The sequence below is a fragment of the Pseudoalteromonas sp. SR43-7 genome (assembly GCF_014163785.1).
Taxonomy (GTDB): Bacteria; Pseudomonadota; Gammaproteobacteria; order Enterobacterales; family Alteromonadaceae; genus Pseudoalteromonas; species Pseudoalteromonas distincta.
This window is the reverse complement of the sequence record NZ_JACJDY010000006.1, coordinates 1-23,088: the sequence shown is the minus strand read 5'-3', so window position 1 is coordinate 23,088 and position 23,088 is coordinate 1. Positions and strand designations below refer to the sequence as shown.

Genomic DNA, 23,088 nt, shown 5'->3' with positions numbered 1-23,088 from the left:
ACTTGCCATACGCGTTTTATCCAACTAAATACGTGCCGGTTCCAAAAGCAATTTGAACAGACTGTTCGTTATGTAATTCCATTCTGCATACACATACTTTATTACCTGAACGAATAAGTGTTGCGCTGGCAGTAAAGCTCTCTCCTTTACCAGGGCGCAAATAATCAGTACGTAAGTCGATAGTCCCAAGCGTGGCTAATTTTGTTTGCACGCTTGTAATATCTAAATCGGTGAGTTTATCAATTACACTTGCTGCAGCGAGCATACCGCCTACATTATCAAGTACGGCTGAAATAACACCACCATGGAGTATTTTTTGCGCAGGATTACCAATGAGTACATCCTGCCACGGGAACGTAATTTTGGCCTGTTCAGGGCTTAACGACTCAACCGATATTTTTAAAAACTGGTTAAACGGCATGCCATTCACAAATAACGCACCTACTTGTTCAATTAACATTTCTTTATTCATTATTATTCTCTATGTCAAAACAGGTAAGATGAGTAAAACATACATAGTGTAAAACTACGAGACTCCACTTAAATAATTTATCAAGTAACTCAGCTAAAGACATCTCACTAAAAAACCACTAAAATACCCGCCAATGAATACATCAACTCCACCTTCTAGCACCCTTGTGCGTAAACCCGAAACTGTCCTCAAACAAGTGTTTGGCTACAGTGAATTTCGCGACGGTCAAAAAGCAGTTATTGATGCCGCTATTAACGGCCAAGATTCGCTTGTATTACTTCCTACTGGCGGCGGAAAATCGGTGTGCTACCAAATCCCTGCTTTAGTACTCGAAGGCGTAACTATTGTTATATCTCCGCTTATATCGCTAATGCAAGATCAGGTAACGCAACTGCAAGCTCTTGGGGTAAAAGCCGCTTACGTTAATAACAGCTTAGCACGAGAAGAACAGCAATTGGTGTATCAACAGCTTCATCAGGGGCAAATTAAGCTCTTATATGTGGCGCCTGAAAAAGTATTACAACACGAATTTTTAGAGCGTTTATCGCATTTAAATGTGAGTTTATTTGCCATTGACGAAGCGCACTGTGTGTCGCATTGGGGTCATGACTTTAGACCTCATTACTTTCGCTTAAACGAATTAAAGCAACGTTTTGCACATGTCCCAATGATGGCATTAACCGCCACCGCCGATAAAGCCACACGGTTTGATATAGTTGAGCAATTAAAACTACAACAGCCTTATATTCATACTGGCAGCTTTGATCGCCCCAATATTCGTTACACCATAGAAGAAAAATTTAAACCTATGGTGCAATTGCTTCGCTACCTAAAGGAGCAAAAAAGCCAAAGCGGTATTATTTATTGCACCAGCCGTAAACGCGTAGACGACATTGCTGAAAAGCTTGCAGATGCAGGACTAAACGCTGCCGCTTATCATGCTGGTATGAGTAACGAGCAACGTCAATTTGTACAAACCGGGTTTGCCCGTGACGATATACAAATAGTGGTCGCAACCGTTGCTTTTGGCATGGGCATAAACAAGCCTAATGTGCGTTTTGTGCTGCATTACGATATTCCAAAAAGTATAGAGTCGTACTATCAAGAAACAGGTCGAGCTGGGCGAGATGGACTTGCCGCAGAAGCTATAATGTATTTTGACCCAGCAGATATTGGTCGCGTAAGGCGCTTTTTTGAAGACATAGACGACGAGCAACGCCGCCGCGTAGAAGAACAACGCTTTAACGCAATGGCAAGCTTTGCCGAAGCGCAAACATGTCGTCGTCAAATATTACTTAACTATTTTAGTGAATATCAACGCGAACCTTGTGGCAACTGCGATATTTGCTTAAATCCGCCAAAAAGCTTTGATGGTACGTTAGTCGCTCAGCAAGCACTTTCGTGTGTGTACAGAGCGGGACAACGTTTTGGACTTGGTTATATTGTTGAATTACTTCGCGGTGCAAACACGAGCCGCATCCGCGATAATAATCATCATGAGTTAAGTACCTACGGCATAGGTAAAGATAAAAGCAGTGAGTTTTGGCTCAGTATTTTACGCCAACTTATTCATCAAGGCTTACTTAGCCAAGATATAACACAAGGTGCGTCACTTAGATTAACAGAAGCCGCGCGTGTAATTTTAAAAGGTGAATACGCACTGCAATTAGCCGAGCCACGCCTGCAAGCCAAACACGTTTATCAAGATAAGTTAGCGCTATTTAATTACGACAAAAAACTCTTTGCTCGCCTGCGCGCACTTCGTAAAGAACTTGCTGATGCCGACGATGTGCCACCTTATGTAGTATTTAATGATAAAACGTTAGCCGAAATGGCGCAGCTTATGCCAACAAACGACAGTGAGTTTTTAAAGGTCTCAGGTGTTGGTTTTACTAAGTTAAATAAGTACGGCGGCGAATTTTTAACGGCAATTCGACATTACCTAGCTACTAATTAAGAGCATTATGACCCAAATAGAATATGACCATACACACAAATGTATTTTGATTAATCCCATTGAGCTACCAAACGATGAAGACTTTGAGCTGTGGAGTACATTATTTTTACACTCAGACGAAGTAACACTCAACGAATATTCTGCAGGCGCCGATCGCCATCAAGTTCGCTTTACCTATAATCATCAAACCTTTAATTTAAACTATGAGCATTACAGCCAAAGCATCTGGATTAATGCCGAAGGTCATGAAGCTGAACACTTACTCGCCGCTTTAGCATTTTATTTAAGCTAGCTTTTAATGCCTAGCGCATAGGTCGCTGCAAACCAGCTGGCTATTAACAAAAGTGAATATGGGTAACAATTAATTAATTTCAAAATCCATACCTTTTACTTACATTATAATAACAATGATGTAAGCTGATATTACGATAGTCATTTGCTACGTAGCAGTAAGAGGTTTAATGGTGAGCAAGAAATGGATAGCACAATGTTGTATTAGTTTAACGGTTTTAAGCTTTTATGTGCCTAAAACGTTCGCACAACAATCTTCAATGAAAACTGATAACTGCCTTGTAGAACAGACAGATTTAAGCACAAATAAAAACCTACGCCGAGAAGTTCAAGACAAAACAACCCTCACGCACAGTAATAGTAACGCTAAAATAGCCTCAATAAAGCTCAAGCAACTTAATGTATTTAATACTGAGCTTGAAGAGGAAAATAATGCTTTATTCCGTTTTGCTAATCGCGCTCACATTCAAACAGAGCCCGATGTCATTAATAACCTTTTATTATTCTCCCCAGGTGACAAGTACGACGCTAAAAAGCTCGCAGAATCTGAGCGTTTACTTCGTAAAGAAAGCTACTTATATGATGCACAAATTAGTGCTACCGAAAACTGCGACGGCGACGTTAATGTAGAAGTGGTTACCCGTGATTTATGGACACTTTTACCTGAAGTAAACTTTAGTCGAAGCGGTGGAGAAAACAAATCGAGTATAGGCTTTAGAGAATCTAACCTGCTTGGGTGGGGTAAGCGCCTTTCTTTTTCGCGCACCACTGACAGCGATCGCAGCGGTTACTTATTTGTTTACGACGATCCGAATATTTTATCTACTCGCTACCGAGGCCGTTTAGAATACGCCGATAACAGCGACGGCAAGCGCCATTTGCTTGAGCTAACCTATCCATTTTACGCAATTGACACCCCCTTTAGTTACGGTATTTTAAGCTATTCTGAGCAGCGCGAAGAGTCATTATATAAACGCGGCGAAGAGTTTAGCGAATTTGATCAAACTACCGATTTAAACCGTGTATTTATAGGACACTCTAAAGCGCTTAATAATAATTGGACCCAGCGACTAACGTTAGGCTATACCGATGAGCAACATACCTTTGAAGCTATAGACACTACATTTGCACCACTTGCCGATGACAGAAGCTTAAGTTATCCCTTTATAAGCGGCCATTGGTTTGAAGATAACTACATAAAAGTACGCAATTTTGACAGTATATCTCGCACTGAGGATTTAAATTTAGGTTGGAATATTAAAAGCTTAATTGGCTATTCAGATGAGTCCTTAAGTAATGACGACAGCCGCGCGGTGTATTCTTTTAACTTTAAAAAAGCCCACTTTACTAACGATAATACCTTATGGCGTTTTAGTGCTGATATTGATGGCTATTGGAATAAAGAACAGAAAAAACTCGAAAACTTTATGGCCACCAGCCAAGTACAATATTATTTAAATACCAGTGAAGACCAATCTTGGTATGTTAAAGCCCGCGTGCAATACGCCAAAAACCTGACTGCTGATCAACAGCTTACTTTAGGTGGCGAAACAGGCCTGCGTGGTTACCCGATGGATTATCAACATGGCGATCGCAGCTTTTTAGTAAATCTAGAAAAGCGCTATTACTGGGAGTACGATTTACTACAACTATTTAAAGTGGGTGGCGCAGCTTTTGTAGATGTAGGCAGAGCATGGTTTAACGATGAAGATAACGGTGAAAATGCACATGTATTGAAAAATGTAGGCGTTGGTCTGCGTTTGGCACCGAGTCGCGCAAACTCAGGAACCATGATCCACATTGATATTGCCGCCCCTGTTGATAGCTACGACGATGTAGACTCAGTCCAGTGGCTAGTAAGCGTTAAAAACACTTTTTAAATAATACAAACACGTTAAACTAATACCAATTGCATTAAATTGTTATGAAAGTTCAGGACCTAATGTGGAAATAATAGAAGTTTTAGAATTGTTTGCATCACAATATAAGTTGGTTGTAACTATAATCGCTATTTTGGTTTTCCCTCTTCTATTAAAAATAACCAAAAAACTACTCGAAAAAGCGATTAAAGGCAAAGTAGATTTGCACCGAAAATACCGTGCAGAGCTTTTACTAAAAATTATACTCGCCTTTGTAGTACTGTGTTTGGTTTTAGTATTTTGGGGTATAGAGCTGCGTGGTTTATTGGTTTTAGGCTCTTCTTTATTTGCCATGTTAGGGGTAGCACTTTTTGCCGCTTGGTCATTATTGAGTAACCTCACCGCATTTTTACTGATGTTTATTCAAAACGATTGCCGCGTTGGTTATTGGGTACGAATTATTGATGGTGCGAATCATGTTGAAGGGCGCATTGTTGAAATGGGCTTAATGAATGTAGTACTTGAACATGTTGATGGGCACCGTGTAATTTACCCTAACAATTTATTTGTGACCCGTCCTGTCATGGTTTTAAATAAAGAACCAAAGCCAACGAAAACCCCTGTTATAAAGCGTATTATTGGTCCTAAAAAAACATAGTTTAAAAAATCATATTCACAAAAAACCGCAGTAGGCAAAATACCTACTGCGGTTTTTTAATGCTTAGCTAAACAGAATTTAGTTTAGCTATTAGTTATTTAGCTCAGCTGTTTTAAGCTCGTCATCTAAATCATTTATCTCATCAATAAAGTTCTCTAGTTGCTGTTCTACTAAACTATTGTCGTTTGCAAAGTAAGCAAGGTGGAATACCGCATCACCTTCATTTACCAATGGCATCGTTTGCTGACCAATAACAATACCGCCTTTAGGCGCTAAAAGCTCAAGCTCAGAATCCCCTAGAGGACTACTTATATATGCAAGCACTTGCCCTTTAGTTACATGCTCCCCTAGTGATACTTGTGCACGCACAATGCCATCAACCTCTGCACGTATCCAACTAGTAGAACCTGCAATAATAGGATCTGGTAACTTTTTAGGGCGCTTGCCACGGATCATTTTTAAATGGCGCATAACATAATCAACGCCCTGCACACCTGCCGCAATAGCGATAGGGTCAAAGCGTAGCGCTTCGCCTGCTTCATAAGTGATAACAGGTATACCTAAATTTGCGGCTTCACTGCGTAATGAACCATTACGAAGGGATGCATTTATAACCGCCGGCGTACCAAATGCTTTAGCCATTTCAGCGGTTGCTTCATCTTCTAGATTAGCGCGAATTTGCGGTAAATTAGTACGATGAATAGCGCCAGTATGCAAATCAATAATGTGAGTACAATGTACTGCCACTTGATTAAAAAACATATAAGCCATACGCCCAGCTAATGAACCACGTTCAGAACCTGGGAAACTGCGATTCATATCGCGTCTATCTGGTAAATAACGCGATTTGTGAATAAAGCCAAACACATTCACAATAGGCACAGCGATTATTGTTCCGCGCAGTTGGCTTGGATCTATTTTAGCAAGTAACTGACGCACAACTTCTACACCATTTAGCTCATCACCATGAATAGCCGCACACACCATAAGCACAGGGCCTTCCATTACACCGTTAACCACTTCAATAGGAATATTAAGTGGTGAATGGGTGTAAAGCTTAGCTGCTTCTAAGGCAAGCGTTTTACGCTCGCCTACGCCTACATTTTCTCCTAATAAGGAAAAAGGACGGTTAATTTTAACCTTTGCCACGTGTTGCTGTTCCTTTACTTGAGGCATTTTTTTCGATGAAATCAATTACCATACCTGCAATATCTTTACCTGTTGCTATTTCAATGCCCTCTAAACCCGGTGATGAGTTAACTTCCATCACAAGTGGCCCACGAGATGAGCGAAGTAAATCAACTCCCGCTACATTTAAGCCCATTGATTTAGCCGCTGCTACTGCCGTTTTACGTTCCTCTGGAGTAATGCGAACTAATGTAGCGCTACCACCACGGTGAAGGTTAGAGCGGAACTCACCTTCTTGTGCTTGGCGCTTCATTGCTGCGATTACTTTGTCGCCTAGTACAAAACAACGTATGTCTGCACCACCCGCTTCTTTAATATATTCTTGAACCATAATATTGGCTTTTAAGCCCATAAACGCTTCAATAACACTTTCAGCTGCTTTGCGTGTTTCAGCAAGTACAACACCAATGCCTTGTGTGCCTTCAAGTAATTTAATTACAACAGGTGCACCGCCTACCATTTCTAGTAAGTCTTTTACGTCATCGGGTTTGCTGGCAAAACCTGTTACTGGCATACCAACGCCTTTGCGCGAAAGTAACTGAAGTGAACGTAATTTATCGCGCGAACGAGAAATAGCGACTGATTCGTTTACAGGATAAACACCCATCATTTCAAACTGACGAAGTACCGAACAGCCATAAAATGTAACCGATGCACCAATACGCGGGACAATTGCGTCAAATTCTTTTAAGTTTTCACCGCGATAGTGAATTTCTGGTTGCTCAGAGTTGATATTCATATAACAACGCAATGCATCAATCACTTTAACTTCGTGGCCGCGTGCTTCTGCTGCCTCAATTAAGCGACGTGTTGAATATAGCTTTCTGTTACGAGATAAAATACCGATTTTCATAGTTAAACCTTACGACCTAATAGTTGAGATAAAGCCGGGTCAACGACTATACGATTTTCCATGGCTGTACGCCCTAATAACATTCTAAACTTCATTGTTGCACGGCTTGTTAAAGTAAGCTCGATAGGCCAGCTATGCTCGCCTGCATGTAATGTAGTTTCTATAAAGTAGCGTAGCTCTTTTTGCCCACTTGAGCTGGTTACGTACTTCATTTTTTTAACTTTTGCATTGCAAGTGACTTGCGTTTGTTCATCATCTTGCAGTGGTTGGGCCGTAAATTTAACCCATTTTTCTGAGTCAACTTCGTATTCTTCAATGTTAATTGCATGAATACATGAAGTGCGAGCGCCTGTATCAATTTTTGCTTTTATCTCGTTAATACCAAGCTCAGGTAAACTTAACCACTCACGCCAACCAACTGTGATCTTTGCTGTCATAAATGTGCCCTTAATAAAAAAGTGACTTATACGCTACAGACCAAAAAACACCAACGAAATAAATTTATCTAGTCGATTAGTAAATTAAATTGATCTTTTTAAGCAACTGGTCACACAATGCACGCCTTGCTAAGCCGTACTTTAATGCCACTTTGCTCAACACAGAGGCTCTGCATATATTTTGCTATTTAAGCTTAACTTATTAAAAGTAAAGGTAAGCCTGTAAGCAACTAAGTAGATACACTATAGTTAACAGTATTAAAAATACACTATTATGAGAACTAATTATGATTAATGGTTTACTACATGCACTTGTACTTGATGGACAAGGCGGCGCTCGTCCTATTGGAAGCACTAATGAGCTAAATAGCTGGCAACCAAGCCAAGGTAAACTTTGGGTGCACATGGATTATAGCCAAAGTGAGGCAGTTGAATGGCTCAAGGCACAGCCTCATTTAAACGATTACGAACTAGAGTCTTTAATTGCTGACGAAACACGCCCACGTATTACGGCTACAACTAACGGACACATGTTATTTTTACGTGGTGTAAATTTAAATCCTGCACAAAGCCCTGAAGACATGGTTTCAATTCGTTTATTTATTAGCGAAGACATTCTTATTACTACCCGTAAGCGCCGTTTATTATCGGTGCAAGATACGCTAGCCTGTTTAAATGAAAATAAAGGCCCATGCAATATTTCTGAATTAGTGTGCTCTATTACACAAAAATTAACCTCACGTATGCAAAGCGTTATTGACTCACTAGATGAAACACTCGACGAGTTTGAAGAAGAAATAGATGAACCAAGTAAAAAGTTTGACAACCAGGGCTTATCACAATTGCGACGCCAAACTATTGCCTTAAAACGTTATTTAAAACCGCAAAAAGAAGCCCTTAGCTCAATGGTAAATAACCACTACCTATGGTTATTAGATGACGATAAAGCAAAACTTAATGAAACCACTAACTTATTAATTCGTTATCTTGAAGAGCTAGATAGTTCGATTGAGCGTGCGCAAATTATTCAGCAAACAATCACTAACCAAGTTTCTGAGCAGTTAAACCAGCGAATGTATGTTATGTCTGTAGTGGCAGCACTTTTTTTACCACTGGGCTTTTTAACGGGGCTTTTAGGTGTAAACGTAGGAGGTATTCCTGGTACAGAGAGCCCTTATGCGTTTAGTGCTTTTGTCATATTTTTAATTGTGCTCACTGGCGGTATTGGTGTGTATTTTAAAAATAAAAAATGGCTGTAAATTAAAACGCATATTTAATATGGCCACTCAATTGAGTGGCCATAATTAAGTGGCTACTTAGTTTGTTTGACGGGTATAAGTAACATTAGTCATTGTTACTTTTGATTGGGTAATGCCTAAATCTTCAAAGCAATTTTTGAATGAATTAGAGTTACCTGCTTCACCGCATTTATCTAGAGTGTTTGGATCTTGAGACTGTAAGTAGTTACCAAACTTAAAGTAAGATTCAGAATCATCTTCTACAGGAATACCAAACGAATTACCTAGTGCACTTACATCTACATCGCCGTAATTATTTACCACTCGCAAGTTAAATGACTCACCGCTTGTGATAGTACCTAGCGCAAATTTTTCTTCATTGCCACTGGTATTACGCAAACGAACATACACATCAAAAATGCCATTACCCGCTACGCTGTCGTTAAAACCTGATTCATCAGTATCTGAAACATACACTTTAGAAATAGTCCCAGTATCGCTGGCGTGGTGCTGTGAAATAATTGTTTTACCGCCATCAGACATTTCAACTTTTACAGTTGCTTCAAATACTTCGTAAGACTGTGTCATGGCAACACGCAAGCTTTCTTTTACCTTGTACTCATGACGCCAGCCATTCCCGTTAGGCGTAATATGCTGTGCCTCCAAAGGTACAAATACTAACGTACTATCGTTCACTAACGGGTTAGGGCTATCCCCTTCTAAATCAAAAACACTACCACTTGTAATGCTGCTTGGAATCGTTGTACCGTCTCCAGATCCTGCTCCATCATCAGTGCCACCGCCATTATTACTGCCCTCAACTAATGTAAAATTATCAAAGCGTACATCACTTGAGCTATTGTAATGCTTAGCAAATACTTGCAGTGAATTGGTATTCGCTGAAGTAAACGTTTTAGTTACCTTAGTCCAAGACGATACATCAAAGGTTTTGTTTTTAAATAAACCGTTTAAGTCGTTAACCCCAATCTGCCCTTTACCAAGTACATAAGCACTTAACGTATATTCAGTGTTTGGCTGAATATTTACTAATTGATAAACACGTGCAGGACTTCCCTGAATTTTTAACGATTTAGATCCGCTATATGCATCAGATGAAATAGCCGCTGGCTCAGTTTCGTTCCAACTACTAAAACCGCTTTCAAAGCCAGGGTTATTAATAGTTGCAGCGTGAGATAACGCTGAGGTTGCAGTAATTGCAGTGCAAATAAACAATTTCTTGTGGTTAATCATTATCTTTATTCCTTTAAACCTGAACATAAAAACAACCTAACTACTTAGGTTAGTGAAATTCACTAACACTTAGATCTTACCGCTATACAGGTTTTTAATTGTGTATGAATAGTAATGGTAATTTAAATGGCAAATAAAACTTACCAATTAACATTACCAAAAAATATACCCGAAGGCGGAGCAAAGGTTATATTTATTGTTACCAATATGTCAACACAGTGTGGTACAGCAAATAAGTATTACTTTTATCTTTATTACCACTTAAAAACAAATTTAATTTTCAACTTAATCAATATATTAGAATTCATTAAGTGACGAATTAATTTTTAAAAATAAATTTTAATTTCAGACATAAGTATTAAAAAATAAATAACACTGCTTACCAATAATTATGGACAATATTAATTTAGCATGAATAAAAAATAAAAATAGAGATAAATTAAAGACTAATTTCAAATTGGTAATAACCAGATTTAAATTGGTAATGTACATTTTGATTTATATAGAGGCTAATGAGTGTATTTAAAGCTTAAACAGGGAGTAAAACTAAAAAAAGGCGAGCATTGTTAAATGCTCGCCTTTACTATTTTTCTAATGCTGGGTAATTAATTACTCTTGAAAGTAAGTGCCCCAACCGTCGTATTCAACATCGCACTCAACGGCTAGTTGCGCTAGCTTATCAACGTCCTCCATAATAACGTCTACGTCTAGCTCAGCTTCAACTACAATGTCAAAGCTCCAAATTTTACTGCCATCTTCAAGCTCAAGCTCTGCTGGCTCTTCAACATCGTAGCCTAACTTAAAAGCAGCCAATGCAGCTTGCTCTAGTTTAGGGAAGTCTTCACACACAAAATGGTGTTCTACTTCATAAAGTATTTCAGGATCTGATCCATCTTCAAGTAGTGAACTTACGATGTCTTCACTTATTTCACGCCAGTTTTCCATTATTTTTCTCTCACTTGAGCATCTAATTCAGTTATTTTAGCAGCCATAATGCTATGCACGCTTTTAGCATGCTCACGCGCGCTAATTTCTTTATCAAGCGGTATAGGCGCTAACATTTCGATGTAAATTGTACCATTATCCCAACGATTTAGCTTAATGGTTTTATGTGTTGTATTCATACATACCGGAATTATGGGTACATCTGCGCTCATTGCGGTGTGAAAAGCACCTGTTTTGAACGGTAGCAACCCTCTTCCATAGCTTCGTGTGCCTTCTGGAAACATCCATACAGATAAGCCATTATTTTTAATTTTTTCGGCTGCTTTGGAGATAGTTCCCGCTGCTTTGGAGCGATTCGATCTGTCTATTAATATATTACCCGACAACCAATAAAGCTGACCGAAAAATGGGATCCACTTTAAGCTCTTTTTCCCCAAACTTACGCAGTTTTTAGGCACCATTGCAGGCACTGTAAATAAGTCGTAGCTATTTTGATGATTAGCAACATAAACTGCAGGGCCTGCATCAATTGCATCTTCATGACGTGTTAAAACTAATTTAACGCCAATCATTTTAGCCATTGAGCCAAACCAGCCCGCTATAATATGTACATTATTGGGATGAAATGGTCTTACAATCGAAAGTAATAAACCAAAAATACAACTGAATAATATAAACATCAGCATAATAAAAACGCGTATAACAGCTAGCAAATGAGTTTCTCCAAAGATCAATTATGATTATTATAGCGTTAATTTGTGACACAGACGAGTCAATAGCGCACAAGTGTACGCTGAAGTATGCAAGCTCTTTACTTTAAAACAAAAACGGCCTGCAAATGCAGACCGTTTTTATTTATACAAAAAAGTAATTGGTTACTCTTCGTTAATGGCTTCTATTGGTTCATCATCTTGTGGGGTTAGCTCAACAACGGCTTCGTCAACACGCTGTAAGCCGCGCGGTAGTTTATTACCCCTACGCCCTCGCTCACCATGATAATGCTCTAAATCAGATGGTTTAAGCGTTAGTTTACGCTTACCAGCATGAAGCGTAACACTGCTTCCTTGTGGCACAACAGCAAGCACTTTTACAAACTCTTCACGGGCTTGTACTTTAGCTCCAGGAATAGAAATAATCTTATTCCCTTTACCTTTGCTAAGTTTTGGTAAGTCACGTAGCGGGAATAAAAGCATGCGACCTTCGTTAGAAATAGCCATACAGTAATCACTAGCAACATCGTTCACCCTAATAGGAGAAAGTAATATTCCACCCTTAGGGACACTTACCAGCGCTTTACCATTTTTATTTTTACTCACTAAGTCTTTAAAGTCAGTAATAAAGCCGTAACCTGCATCTGACGCCATAAGCAATACTTGCTCGTCTTCACTCATTACCACGTGCTCAAAATTAGCACCTGGTGTTAAGTTAAAACGACCTGTCATTGGTTCACCTTGGCTACGCGCCGAAGGCAGACTGTGCGCATCGGTTGCAAATGCCCGCCCTGCTGAATCTAAAAATACAGCAGGTTGATTGCTCTTACCCCGAGCCGAGGCTCTAAAGCCATCACCTGAACGGTAATTTAAGCCTTGTACATCTAAATCATGGCCTTTACCAACGCGTGCCCAGCCTTTATCAGATAGCACAACAGTGACTGACTCTGATGGAATTAAATCTTTTTCGTTAAGTGCTTTCGCTTCTGAACGCTCAATCACTGGCGAGCGACGATCGTCACCGTACATTTCAGCGGCTTCTTGAATTTCTTTTTTAAGCAGTGTCGACATACGACGTTCTGAGCCCAAAATTTGCGCTAATTTATCACGCTCTTTGGCTAGTTCATCTTGCTCACCGCGAATTTTAAACTCTTCAAGTTTTGCTAAATGACGAAGTTTTAATTCTAAAATAGCTTCTGCTTGCGTATCAGTTAAATCAAAGCGCTCCATTAATACAGGCTTTGGTTTGTCTTCACTGCGGATGATTTCAATCACTTCATCAATATTTAAAAAGGCGGCTAATAAACCTTCTAAAATATGCAAACGCGCTAATACTTTATCTAAACGATACTGCAAACGACGACGCACTGTTTCGCGTCTAAATGTTAGCCACTCACTTAAAATACAGCGCAAGTCTTTAACTTGCGGGCGACCATCTAGGCCTAGCATGTTTAAGTTTACGCGGTAATTTTTTTCAAGATCGGTGGTTGCAAATAAGTGCGCCATTAATGGCTCAGCTTTAATGCGGTTTGAGCGAGGAATAATTACAATGCGCGTTGGATTTTCGTGATCTGACTCGTCACGTAAATCAGCAATCATAGGTAATTTTTTAGCGTTCATTTGCGCTGCAATTTGCTCAAGTACTTTACCACCTGAACATTGATGCGGCAGCGCTGTAATAACAATATCGCCATGCTCTTCGGTGTAAACCGCACGCATTTTGATAGACCCACGACCGGTTTTATATATTTTATGAATATCGGCTTTTGGGGTAATTATTTCAGCATCTGTCGGGTAATCTGGTGCATGTACAAGCTCAAGTAATTCTTCAAGCTCTGTTTTTGGTTTATCAAGTAATAAACAACATGCGCTAGCCACTTCACGTACGTTATGTGGAGGAATATCTGTTGCCATACCTACGGCGATACCCGTTATACCATTGAGTAAAATATGCGGTAAACGAGAAGGCAATACTACAGGTTCATCCATGGTGCCATCAAAGTTTGGTGTCCAATCAACGGTGCCTTGGCCAAGCTCTTTTAGCAGTACTTCTGAAAATTTAGATAAACGCGCTTCTGTATAACGCATTGCTGCAAACGATTTAGGGTCATCTGCCGCACCCCAGTTTCCTTGTCCATCTACCAAAGGATAGCGATAAGAAAACGGCTGCGCCATTAATACCATAGCTTCGTAACAGGCACTGTCGCCGTGTGGATGGTACTTACCGAGTACGTCACCCACTGTACGGGCTGATTTTTTGTACTTAGCGTTAGCTGACAAGCCCAGTTCGCTCATCGCATAAATAATACGACGCTGCACTGGTTTTAAGCCATCACCTACATGAGGTAGGGCACGATCCATGATTACGTACATGGAATAATTTAAATAGGCGTCTTCGGTAAAACGCCCCATTGTTTGTTGCTCAATTCCTTGCATTAGCAAGGTATCTGTATCACTCATTAAAGCTTACCTAGTTTTTCTTATAGCTTACACGGTAGATTACATTGGCGTAATCATCGCTTACTAACAGACTGCCGTCACCTAATTCTGCAAATGCAACAGGGCGTCCAAATGTTGTTTCGTCTTTCATAAAGCCAGTAATAAATGGCGTATATTTAGTTACCCGACCTACTTCGATTGTTGCAAGGCCTACTTTATAGCCTGACTTTTTAGAACGGTTCCATGAGCCATGTTCAGCAACAAATAATTGTTGCTTATAACTTGCTGGAAATTGCTTACCGTTATAAAAATGAATACCTAGTGGCGCTACATGCGCTGGAAGTGCAAGTGCTGGCGATGTGTAATCGGCAATGTTTTTACCTTCCCCAAACTCAGGGTCAATAATTGCACCGGCATGAACATACGGAAAGCCAAAATGCTCACCTTCTTGCGTTGCACGGTTTAACTCATCAGGCGGAATATCATCGCCCATCATGTCGCGACCGTTATCGCTAAACCATAAGGCTTGAGTAGCAGGATGAAAATCAAAACCCACTGTGTTTCTAACGCCTTTAGCTATTGTTTTTATTTGTTTTGTTTCTACATTAAGGGCAAAAATACGACCAAAACGCTCATCCTCAGCACAAATATTACACGGTACACCCACCGGAATGATTAATTCTCCCGTTGGTGCAAAACGTAAAAATTTCCAACCATGATGACGCTCACTCGGTAGTTTGTTATAGACCACATCAAACTTTGGATCTTTTAATTGGGTATCAATATTTTTAAAGCGAATAATACGATGCACTTCGCCTACATATAAATCGCCATCTTTAATTGCTATGCCAGAGGGCATGTTTAAACCTTTAGCCACAACAATTTTTTTATCTGCTACGCCGTCGCTATTGTGATCAATAAGCGCATATACGTTGCCTGCTTTACGAGAGCCAACATACACAATACCTTTTTTTGAAACGGCTATTTGACGTGCATTTTCTACATCATTTGCAAATAAACTAATTTCAAACCCAGGTGCTACGGTGAGCTTATCAAGTATATTTTTAGCCATTGCAGGAGCGCTAGTCAGCCCAAGTAACAGCAAACTTCCTAGTAATTTTTTCATTCGTCTCTCCTAGTGTTAGGCACAAGCAATTAAACGAGCGCCTTGTTACCATGATCTTCTAACCATTGACGACGATCAGGCGATCGTTTTTTAGCAAGTAGCATATCCATCATTTCCATGGTTTCTACTTCTTCATCAAGCGTAAGCTGCACTAAGCGTCGTGTATTAGGATCCATAGTGGTTTCACGAAGCTGTAACGGATTCATTTCACCCAGACCTTTGAATCGTTGTACGTTTACTTTTCCGCGTTTTTTCTCGGCTTCTATGCGCGCCAAAATAGCGGTTTTCTCTTCTTCATCTAGGGCGTAATAAACTTCTTTGCCAATATCTATTCTAAATAATGGCGGCATTGCAACATACACATGCCCTGTTTTTACTAACTCTGGAAAATGACGAACAAACAGTGCACATAACAATGTTGCAATGTGTAATCCATCCGAGTCAGCATCGGCCAGTATACAAATCTTATTGTAACGCAGTCCCGACATATCTGTTGATTCTGGGTCAATACCCAGTGCCACTGAAATATCATGTACTTCTTGTGATGCTAGTATTTGCCCCGACTCTACTTCCCAAGTATTTAAAATTTTACCACGTAGCGGCATAATTGCCTGAAATTCACGGTCTCGCGCTTGTTTAGCAGAACCACCAGCAGAATCACCTTCCACTAAAAACAGCTCGGTTCGGTCATTATCGGCAGCACTACAATCGGTCAATTTACCTGGTAATGCAGGCCCTGCAGTAACTCGTTTACGTACAACTTTTTTAGCTGCACGCAAACGGCTTTGCGCGTTTGAAATACATAACTCAGCTAATAATTCTGCGGTATCGGTATGTTCATTTAGCCATAAACTAAACGAATCTTTTACAACACCCGATACAAATGCGGCACATGAACGTGATGAAAGTTTTTCTTTGGTTTGCCCTGCAAATTGTGGATCTTGCATTTTAACCGACAATACGTAACTACAACGCTCCCAAATATCATCCGGTGTTAGCTTTACGCCACGAGGTAGTAAATTTCTAAACTCACAAAACTCTCGCATTGCTTCAAGTAAGCCTTGGCGCAGACCATTTACATGTGTACCACCTTGCGCGGTAGGAATTAAATTTACGTAGCTTTCCGCTATTGATTCGCCACCTTCAGGTAGCCATACAACAGCCCAATCAGCGCCTTCAATTGAGCTTTTAAATTCACCAACAAATGGGTCTTGCGGTAATGTTTCAAACCCTTTAACGGCTTCAATTAGGTAATCTTTTAAGCCAGTTTCGTAAAACCATTCTTTGGTTTCTTTTGTTTGCTTATTAACAAACTTAATACGCAGTCCTGGGCATAAGACCGCTTTGGCTTTTAATAAATGATTAAGCTTGGTAATTGAGTAGTTTGGTGAATCAAAGTAGCTAACATCAGCCCAAAAACGAACGGTGGTACCTGTATTGCGCTTACCAACAGTACCAATTACGCTCAAATCTTCTACTTTATCGCCATTTTCAAATGCCATTCTGTATTGTTGAGCATCGCGCCTTACGGTTACTTCTACACGTGTAGATAACGCATTTACTACAGAGATACCTACACCATGTAAACCACCCGAAAATTGATAGTTTTTATTAGAAAACTTACCACCGGCGTGTAACTTAGTGAAGATTAGTTCAACCCCTGGGATACCTTCCTCAGGGTGAATATCAATAGGCATACCACGTCCGTCATCGCTCACTTCGAGCGAGTTATCTTCGTGGAGAATTACGTCGATACGAGTAGCGTGGCCCGCCATAGCTTCATCGACACTGTTATCGATAACCTCTTGGCCTAAATGGTTTGGGCGTACGGTATCGGTGTACATCCCTGGGCGTCGTTTTACCGGATCTAATCCATTAAGTACTTCAATGGCTTCGGCGTTATAATTTTGATCACTCATAGTTTTTGTCTTTATATCCGCTAAGGCTCTAATACGTTTACTAGTTTTATTGTTATATGCGCTAAAGCGTTAATATAGTAACTAACCTCAGTTCAGGCTAACTAGTTTTACGTGATTTTAAGAAAATCTACAATACTTGCAAAGGTGCGTTCAAATTCAACGTAGCTATGATCGCCACCAAACTCTATCAATTGCTTGCATTGCGAATAATATTTTACTGCGTGTTGAAAGTTCAACACTTCATCGCCTGTTTGCTGTAATAAATACAGTAACTCAGGATGTGCTAATTTATCTACAGCGAGTAATTTCAGCGCCTCAATATGACTGTTATTTAAATCGTAATGATAATCTTGATACGGATTATAATTAGGCCCAAGTAACGACTGTAATAAATTATAAGGTGCGACCGCGGGATTAATGACCACTGCAGGAATTTGATAACGCTGCGATAAATACGTGGCAAAAAAACCACCTAACGAGCTACCTAATAAAACGGTATCTGGCGTTAGTAATTGTTCAAGCTCAATTATAGCTTGTAGGGGCTCGTGGTTTAAGTTCGGTACACAATAATCAACGTCATAGTTTGCCATAAGCTCACCAAAGCGCACAGCTTTATATGATTTTTGTGAACTATTAAAGCCATGAATATAAATTACGCGCTTAGCCATACCACTTCCGTTTTTACTTCAACTTTATCTTTTTTACTCTTTATATTTAGCATTCTGTAAGCAGGCCCTGCATTTTTTTGCTCCCACTTTGGAGTGTATTTTACAAACTGGACTGAACTGGCAGGACTTGCATATATAGGCAAGCCTCTAAAATTTTGTTCATAATCGTTGTGTACATGACCATGAAAAAGCGCAGATACATTATTACTATTAACTAAAATATTTAAAAGCTGTGGACCATTTTCTAATAAGTGCTTATCAAGATAGCCATTTATTGGCAGCGGATTATGATGGCAAAAGATAACTTTACTATTATTCGAGTTGACTAAAGTATCAGTTATTTCATCTAAATGCGCGCCAGTAACCCATCCTGCGGGCGTGGGTCCTTTAGAATTAATAAGAAGCAGCTCAACCCCGTTAGCAATAATATGTTTAGCTGAATTTATTTTTCCGCCACTTATGCGATTAAGCATTACTAGTTCATCATGATTACCTGGTACCCAAAATACAGGGCAAGTGATGTCACTGGCATTTATAAGTTCACTAAATAATAAGTACGATTCGAAACTATGGTCTTGTGTTAAATCACCACCAAAAATTACGCAATCTACTGGCTGCTCAGCGATGTGTGCCAAAGCTTGTTCAAAATGAGCTGCAGTATTTGCATTAAAATATTCACCATTTTTATCTGCAAATAAATGGCTGTCGGTAATATGCGCAATGCACAAAGATGATTTATCAAATGTATATGTATCATCAAACCAAGCCATTATTTACATCCCAATTTAATGTTGCTTGCCCGTGCTCTACACAGGCCACTAACCAGTCGTATAAAAAAGCATTAAGTTGATACTTTTCATCTTTTTGATGCATTTTAGGATTGGGGTATCCGTACGATGGTTTTATGCGTTGATGGTAATCGTGATGAATAATTTCAGCTACTTTCGCATCGTGATACAAGCGAGCTGTTAAATACAGCGGCGCTATCCCTTTAACCATTCCTGTTAGCTGCTTAATTGAAATATCCATAGTGTATTTTGCGCTGCCATCAATTTTTGTAGCAAATTCACTGTTGCCAAGTTTTACTTCACGAATGCTTCCTATATTGCGCTCGCTCGGTAACAACTTTAATAGTCGCACATAGTTATGCTCACAAAGTGTTAAATACTTTGGGAGGTTTTGAATATATCGATTTGTTGCTAATTGTGCTGTCAAAGTTCCGCCATAATATTAGTAAGAGTTTATGCCCATTTGCTTGCCATTTTTTCGCGATTTAGCGCAAGCCACTGCATACAAATAACCGTTGCCGCATTATCCATTTCACCGTTATTGAGGCGCATTAGCGCATCATCAACCGATAAAATATGAGTTTTTATATCCTCGCCTTCAGTTTCAAGACCATATACACCTGATTCTACTTGGCTTAAATCAGCACGTGCTAAATATAAGTGTAAGCGCTCAGTTGTTCCACCTGGGCTTGATAGGTATGAGAGCATAAATTCAAGCTCGGTTAATTCAAGCCCTGCTTCTTCATACGCTTCTTTTTTTACAACAGATTCGTAATCCGTACTGCCGTCTGTCATTCCGGCTATACATTCTAGTAGCCACGGCGAATGCTTACTTTTAATAGCGCCAATACGTATTTGCTCTATCAAAAGAACAGTATCTGATATTGGGTCGTAAGGCAGTACTGCAATTGCATCGCCACGTTCTAATATTTCTCGGCTAATTAGCTCTGATTTTCCCCCCGCAAAAAGAGCATGTTCAAACTGGTATAAATCAACCTGAAAAAAGCCTTTATAAAGGTTTTTTATTGGCTTTAAATTTACATCTTTATGTGTAAATTGAACGAGCTTTTTATCAACCACGTACCTACCTCCTACTTATCTAAAGCTTTAAAATGCGTTAATATATTCTGTTACACTTGAACATACTGTTTTACTAATTATTTTTTTTGTTATGCAGTAAAACAGGTTAACATGCTTTTAGTACAAAAATTGTCTAAGGACCGAACCCCACATGAAAAAGAACATTCTTGCGGCGCTAGTTAGTTTATCATGCGCACTAGGTGCAACAGCAGTGAAAGCTGAAGATTTACTACAAGTTTTTGAAATAGCAACAGCTAACGATCCTACTGTTTTAAAAGCAAAAGCCCAAGCCGATGCGCAGTCTTACCAAAGCGATTTGGCGATGAGTGCACTATTACCTCAAATTGGTTTAACTATGGGTTATACAAAAAGCGATGCAACGTCGTACCAAAGCGTTGGCGACTTATCTAACCAAGTTAAAGTTGAAAGTGACACAGACCAATTTTCTCGTGGTGTAAGTTTAAGCCAAACATTGTTTGATTTAGGTGCTTGGAATACGTTAGATATTGCCGATAAGCAAGCGCTTCAAGCAAGCGGCCTATATGATGCAGCTAAACAAAATTTAATTGTACGCGTTGCTGAAGGTTATTTTAACGTATTAAGTGCCAGTGATAACCTTGAATTTGTCGAAGCTGAAAAACGTGCCATTGCACGTCAACTTGAGCAAACAAAACAACGTTATGCAGTAGGTTTAACAGCTATAACAGACGTACACGAAGCACAAGCTCAGTTTGATAACTCAGTAGCCCAAGAAATTATTGCCAGTAATGCTGTAGAAACTGCACGCGAGCAACTTCGTGAGATAACTGGTAAATATCACGAAAAATTAGACTTTTTAAATACAGATACTTTCTCAACAACTAAGCCAACGAAGCGCTCAAGCGACTTTGTTAAAGTAGCTGAAGATAAAAATATCAACTTACAAGTCTCTAAAGTAACGGTTGATATTGCAAAAGATCAAATTGAATTAGCAAAAGCGGGTCATTATCCAAAACTAACTCTAAGTGCAAGTTATGGTGACTCTCTTACAGACACTCAAATAAATGGCGCTAATTTTTATGACCAACCGCGTTCAGACTCTAGTTCTGTTGGGCTTAACTTTAGCGTACCTTTATATTCAGGTGGCGCAACGGTTGCTGCAACAAACCAAGCGCGTGCGTTTTACGTATCAGCGAGCCAAGATTATGAAACAAATTACCGCGCAGTCACTCGCACAGTAATTACATCTTATAATCAAGTTGTTTCAGATATTGCGACTTATAAAGCGCTAGAGCAAGCGGTTGTTTCAGCTCAAAGTGCCCTTAAAGCAACTGAAGCCGGTTTTGAAGTAGGTACTCGTACCATTGTTGACGTACTCGTGAGTACGCAAAATTTATACGATGCAAAACGTAACCTTGCTGATGTGCGTTACCGTTATGTGTTATCTACCCTTCGCTTAAAACAAGCAGCGGGTACACTAACAAGTGAAGATTTAGTTGCTATAAACCAAGGTTTAAAATCAGCTTAACTTTTACAGCTAAACATAATATAGATTTATTCAAAGCCAGCATGTAGCTGGCTTTTTGTATTTTATAGCGCTTAGCGTTAAACTATCGTTTTTATTCTCAGAGAGATTTTTGTGGTCACCTCATCTCCTTTTAAAGCATCTTTTTTAGGCCCTCGATACTGGCTAACGTGGGTTGGCGTTTTATTTTTATACTTAATTTCTTGGCTACCACAAAAGCTACAGCTGGCAATGGGTAAGCAACTTGGCCGCTTAGTCCATAAATTTATGAAGCGCCGTCGCCATATTGCAGAAGTAAATATTAAGCTGTGTTTTCCTGATATGAGCGAAGCAGATCAAAAAGACCTTGTACTCAAAAATATGGAAAACACCGGCATTGCAATGGTTGAAACCGGCATGGCTTGGTGGTGGCCGCAGTGGCGAGTAAAAAGTGTATATGGCTCAATCAAAGGTTTGGAGCATTTTGAGCGCGTACAGGCATCTGGTAAAGGTGTTTTATTACTTGTACCTCATATTCTGCATCTTGAAATGGCGAGTCGTGTAATGGGATTAAAATGCCAAGGTTTAGGCTTTTACCGCCCTCATAACAACGCTCTAATGGAATACTTTACAACGAATGGCCGCCTTCGTTCTAACGAATACCTAATTGGCCGAAAAGATGTAAAAGGCTTACTAAAATCATTAAAAAACAAAAAAGTATGCTATTACTTACCTGACCAAGATTACGGCCGTAACCGCTGTGAATTTGTGCCATTTTACGCCGTCCCTGACACAGCAACGACAACAGGTACTCTTATGTTTGCTGGCAGTAAAAACTGCGAAACTATGAGCTTAATCTCGCGTCGCGACGAAAATGGTAAGTATCATTTAGAGGTAGTACCTGAGCTTGAAAACTTCCCAAGTGGTGATGATAAGGCTGATGTAACACGTGTAAATCAACGCATGGAACAATCTGTTAATGCCGCTCCAGAGCAATACATGTGGCTACACCGTCGCTTTAAAACTCGACCGGATAAAAATACCCCTTCTTTTTACAAAAAGTAATGGTATAACAATAATAGGAACAAATAAGGTGGGTAATAATCATGTGGTTTTGGATTAGACATTTATCATTTGCAGCCGTGCTAATAGCACTCGCCGTATACTTCTTAGTGGGTGATGGTTCTGTATTTGATATTAAAAAATCTAAAAATGCAGCCGCCGAAGGATTATCACGCTTTTACTCCTCCATTCGTAACCAAGTAAAAAGTAATAAAGAACGAGATCAATTTGTTTTAAAACTTAAAACACCAGAACAAACCTTGGATAGAGTATTGGCTGAACGTGCGCGAACAGTAGATCCAATGCCGACCACTTGGACTGGAGAGGTTGAACCTAGGCGCTTTGAAAATGGCACAACCCTTAAAGATGTACTTAATCAATATGCTAAAAACGAGGGAATTGAGCTCTACTGGTACTTAAGTAAAGATTACGTAGTTAAAGATCATTTTAGAGTAGACAGTAACTTTACTTCAGCACTGTACCAAATTGGACGCGCTATAAATGATGACTTTGAGCATGAGGTTTATACTTACTTTTGCCATAAACAAAGAGCAGCGGTTATTACCGAGTTACCATCAGAATTTGTACGTACAAACTGTTTAAAACTAAAGGTTTAAGGGTTTACACGTACAAAAACCCAAGCAAGCGCTTGGGTTTTTCAATT

General features: G+C 39.6%; 22 protein-coding genes. 8 read left to right on the top strand and 14 right to left on the bottom strand.

Going from position 1 to position 23,088, the window contains the following annotated elements; genetic code table 11:
• Nucleotides 1–16: 16 nt before the first annotated feature.
• On the bottom strand, nt 17–472 hold the full coding sequence (locus tag H5087_RS06300; RefSeq protein WP_002961375.1) for a thioesterase family protein: 456 nt from the start codon (nt 470–472) through the stop codon (nt 17–19).
• Between the two features lie 133 nt (nt 473–605).
• Here H5087_RS06300 and recQ point away from each other — a divergent pair, with 133 nt between their 5' ends.
• The 4 genes from recQ to H5087_RS06280 all read left to right on the top strand — a co-directional run bounded on the left by recQ (nt 606) and on the right by H5087_RS06280 (nt 5,237).
• Nucleotides 606–2,429, top strand: a complete 1,824-nt coding sequence (recQ, locus tag H5087_RS06295; RefSeq protein WP_182671486.1) for a DNA helicase RecQ — start codon at nt 606–608, stop codon at nt 2,427–2,429.
• A 7-nt stretch (nt 2,430–2,436) separates the two neighbouring features.
• The gene (locus H5087_RS06290; RefSeq protein ID WP_002961372.1) at nt 2,437–2,721 is read left to right on the top strand and encodes a DUF3630 family protein; all 285 of its coding nucleotides are present in this window, start codon (nt 2,437–2,439) and stop codon (nt 2,719–2,721) included.
• 169 nt (nt 2,722–2,890) lie between these two features.
• Entirely contained in the window at nt 2,891–4,600 is a 1,710-nt protein-coding gene (locus H5087_RS06285) for a BamA/TamA family outer membrane protein (RefSeq protein ID WP_182671485.1), read from the top strand.
• A gap of 64 nt (nt 4,601–4,664) precedes the next feature.
• Entirely contained in the window at nt 4,665–5,237 is a 573-nt protein-coding gene (locus tag H5087_RS06280; RefSeq protein WP_182671484.1) for a mechanosensitive ion channel domain-containing protein, read from the top strand.
• 90 nt (nt 5,238–5,327) lie between these two features.
• On the opposite strand, the gene H5087_RS06275 is transcribed toward H5087_RS06280, so the two are convergent.
• Genes H5087_RS06275 through H5087_RS06265 form a run of 3 tightly spaced genes read right to left on the bottom strand, consistent with a single transcriptional unit; the run spans nt 5,328 to nt 7,715 of the window.
• On the bottom strand, nt 5,328–6,386 hold the full coding sequence (locus tag H5087_RS06275; RefSeq protein WP_002961978.1) for a succinylglutamate desuccinylase/aspartoacylase family protein: 1,059 nt from the start codon (nt 6,384–6,386) through the stop codon (nt 5,328–5,330).
• Nucleotides 6,373–7,278, bottom strand: a complete 906-nt coding sequence (rimK, locus tag H5087_RS06270; RefSeq protein ID WP_002961977.1) for a 30S ribosomal protein S6--L-glutamate ligase — start codon at nt 7,276–7,278, stop codon at nt 6,373–6,375. Before rimK ends, H5087_RS06275 begins: the two co-directional genes overlap by 14 nt.
• 2 nt (nt 7,279–7,280) lie before the next feature.
• On the bottom strand, nt 7,281–7,715 hold the full coding sequence (locus H5087_RS06265; RefSeq protein ID WP_002961974.1) for an ATP-dependent zinc protease: 435 nt from the start codon (nt 7,713–7,715) through the stop codon (nt 7,281–7,283).
• A gap of 287 nt (nt 7,716–8,002) precedes the next feature.
• On the opposite strand from H5087_RS06265, the gene H5087_RS06260 reads away from it, so the two are divergent.
• Nucleotides 8,003–8,974, top strand: coding sequence for a zinc transporter ZntB (locus H5087_RS06260; protein ID WP_024605062.1), 972 nt, complete (start codon nt 8,003–8,005; stop codon nt 8,972–8,974).
• A 57-nt stretch (nt 8,975–9,031) separates the two neighbouring features.
• Here the strand turns inward: H5087_RS06260 and H5087_RS06255 are convergent, their stop codons facing one another.
• From H5087_RS06255 to H5087_RS06210, 10 genes are all read right to left on the bottom strand, one after another.
• Nucleotides 9,032–10,204, bottom strand: coding sequence for a polysaccharide lyase family 7 protein (locus H5087_RS06255; RefSeq protein WP_024605063.1), 1,173 nt, complete (start codon nt 10,202–10,204; stop codon nt 9,032–9,034).
• 609 nt (nt 10,205–10,813) lie between these two features.
• On the bottom strand, nt 10,814–11,149 hold the full coding sequence (gene rraB / locus H5087_RS06250; protein WP_002961968.1) for a ribonuclease E inhibitor RraB: 336 nt from the start codon (nt 11,147–11,149) through the stop codon (nt 10,814–10,816).
• On the bottom strand, nt 11,149–11,862 hold the full coding sequence (locus H5087_RS06245) for a 1-acylglycerol-3-phosphate O-acyltransferase (protein WP_182671483.1): 714 nt from the start codon (nt 11,860–11,862) through the stop codon (nt 11,149–11,151). Before H5087_RS06245 ends, rraB begins: the two co-directional genes overlap by 1 nt.
• 162 nt (nt 11,863–12,024) lie before the next feature.
• Nucleotides 12,025–14,319: a DNA topoisomerase IV subunit A gene (gene parC / locus H5087_RS06240; protein WP_002961963.1), complete on the bottom strand. Its 2,295-nt coding sequence runs from the start codon at nt 14,317–14,319 to the stop codon at nt 12,025–12,027.
• A gap of 10 nt (nt 14,320–14,329) precedes the next feature.
• Entirely contained in the window at nt 14,330–15,424 is a 1,095-nt protein-coding gene (locus tag H5087_RS06235) for a sorbosone dehydrogenase family protein (RefSeq protein WP_024605067.1), read from the bottom strand.
• A gap of 29 nt (nt 15,425–15,453) precedes the next feature.
• Nucleotides 15,454–17,343, bottom strand: coding sequence for a DNA topoisomerase IV subunit B (parE, locus tag H5087_RS06230; RefSeq protein WP_002961961.1), 1,890 nt, complete (start codon nt 17,341–17,343; stop codon nt 15,454–15,456).
• Nucleotides 17,344–17,450: 107 nt separating this feature from the next.
• A complete protein-coding gene (locus tag H5087_RS06225) occupies nt 17,451–18,011 on the bottom strand; it encodes a YqiA/YcfP family alpha/beta fold hydrolase (RefSeq protein ID WP_002961960.1) in 561 nt (186 codons plus the stop codon).
• Nucleotides 17,996–18,781 (bottom strand): metallophosphoesterase, encoded by a 786-nt coding sequence (locus tag H5087_RS06220; RefSeq protein WP_002961959.1) that lies wholly within the window; start codon nt 18,779–18,781, stop codon nt 17,996–17,998. The genes H5087_RS06225 and H5087_RS06220 overlap by 16 nt, the downstream gene beginning before the upstream one ends.
• Entirely contained in the window at nt 18,768–19,226 is a 459-nt protein-coding gene (locus H5087_RS06215) for a DUF1249 domain-containing protein (protein ID WP_024596230.1), read from the bottom strand. Before H5087_RS06215 ends, H5087_RS06220 begins: the two co-directional genes overlap by 14 nt.
• Before the next feature lie 26 nt (nt 19,227–19,252).
• Nucleotides 19,253–19,879 (bottom strand): NUDIX domain-containing protein, encoded by a 627-nt coding sequence (locus tag H5087_RS06210; RefSeq protein WP_165743891.1) that lies wholly within the window; start codon nt 19,877–19,879, stop codon nt 19,253–19,255.
• Nucleotides 19,880–20,030: 151 nt separating this feature from the next.
• Here H5087_RS06210 and tolC point away from each other — a divergent pair, with 151 nt between their 5' ends.
• From tolC to H5087_RS06195, 3 genes are all read left to right on the top strand, one after another.
• Nucleotides 20,031–21,386, top strand: a complete 1,356-nt coding sequence (gene tolC / locus H5087_RS06205) for an outer membrane channel protein TolC (RefSeq protein WP_182671482.1) — start codon at nt 20,031–20,033, stop codon at nt 21,384–21,386.
• Nucleotides 21,387–21,497: 111 nt separating this feature from the next.
• Nucleotides 21,498–22,427: an LpxL/LpxP family Kdo(2)-lipid IV(A) lauroyl/palmitoleoyl acyltransferase gene (lpxL, locus tag H5087_RS06200; protein WP_002961955.1), complete on the top strand. Its 930-nt coding sequence runs from the start codon at nt 21,498–21,500 to the stop codon at nt 22,425–22,427.
• Between the two features lie 41 nt (nt 22,428–22,468).
• Nucleotides 22,469–23,041 carry a toxin co-regulated pilus biosynthesis Q family protein gene (locus tag H5087_RS06195; RefSeq protein WP_024596226.1) on the top strand — a complete coding sequence of 191 codons (573 nt, stop codon included), beginning with the start codon at nt 22,469–22,471 and terminating at the stop codon, nt 23,039–23,041.
• Nucleotides 23,042–23,088 lie beyond the last annotated feature (47 nt).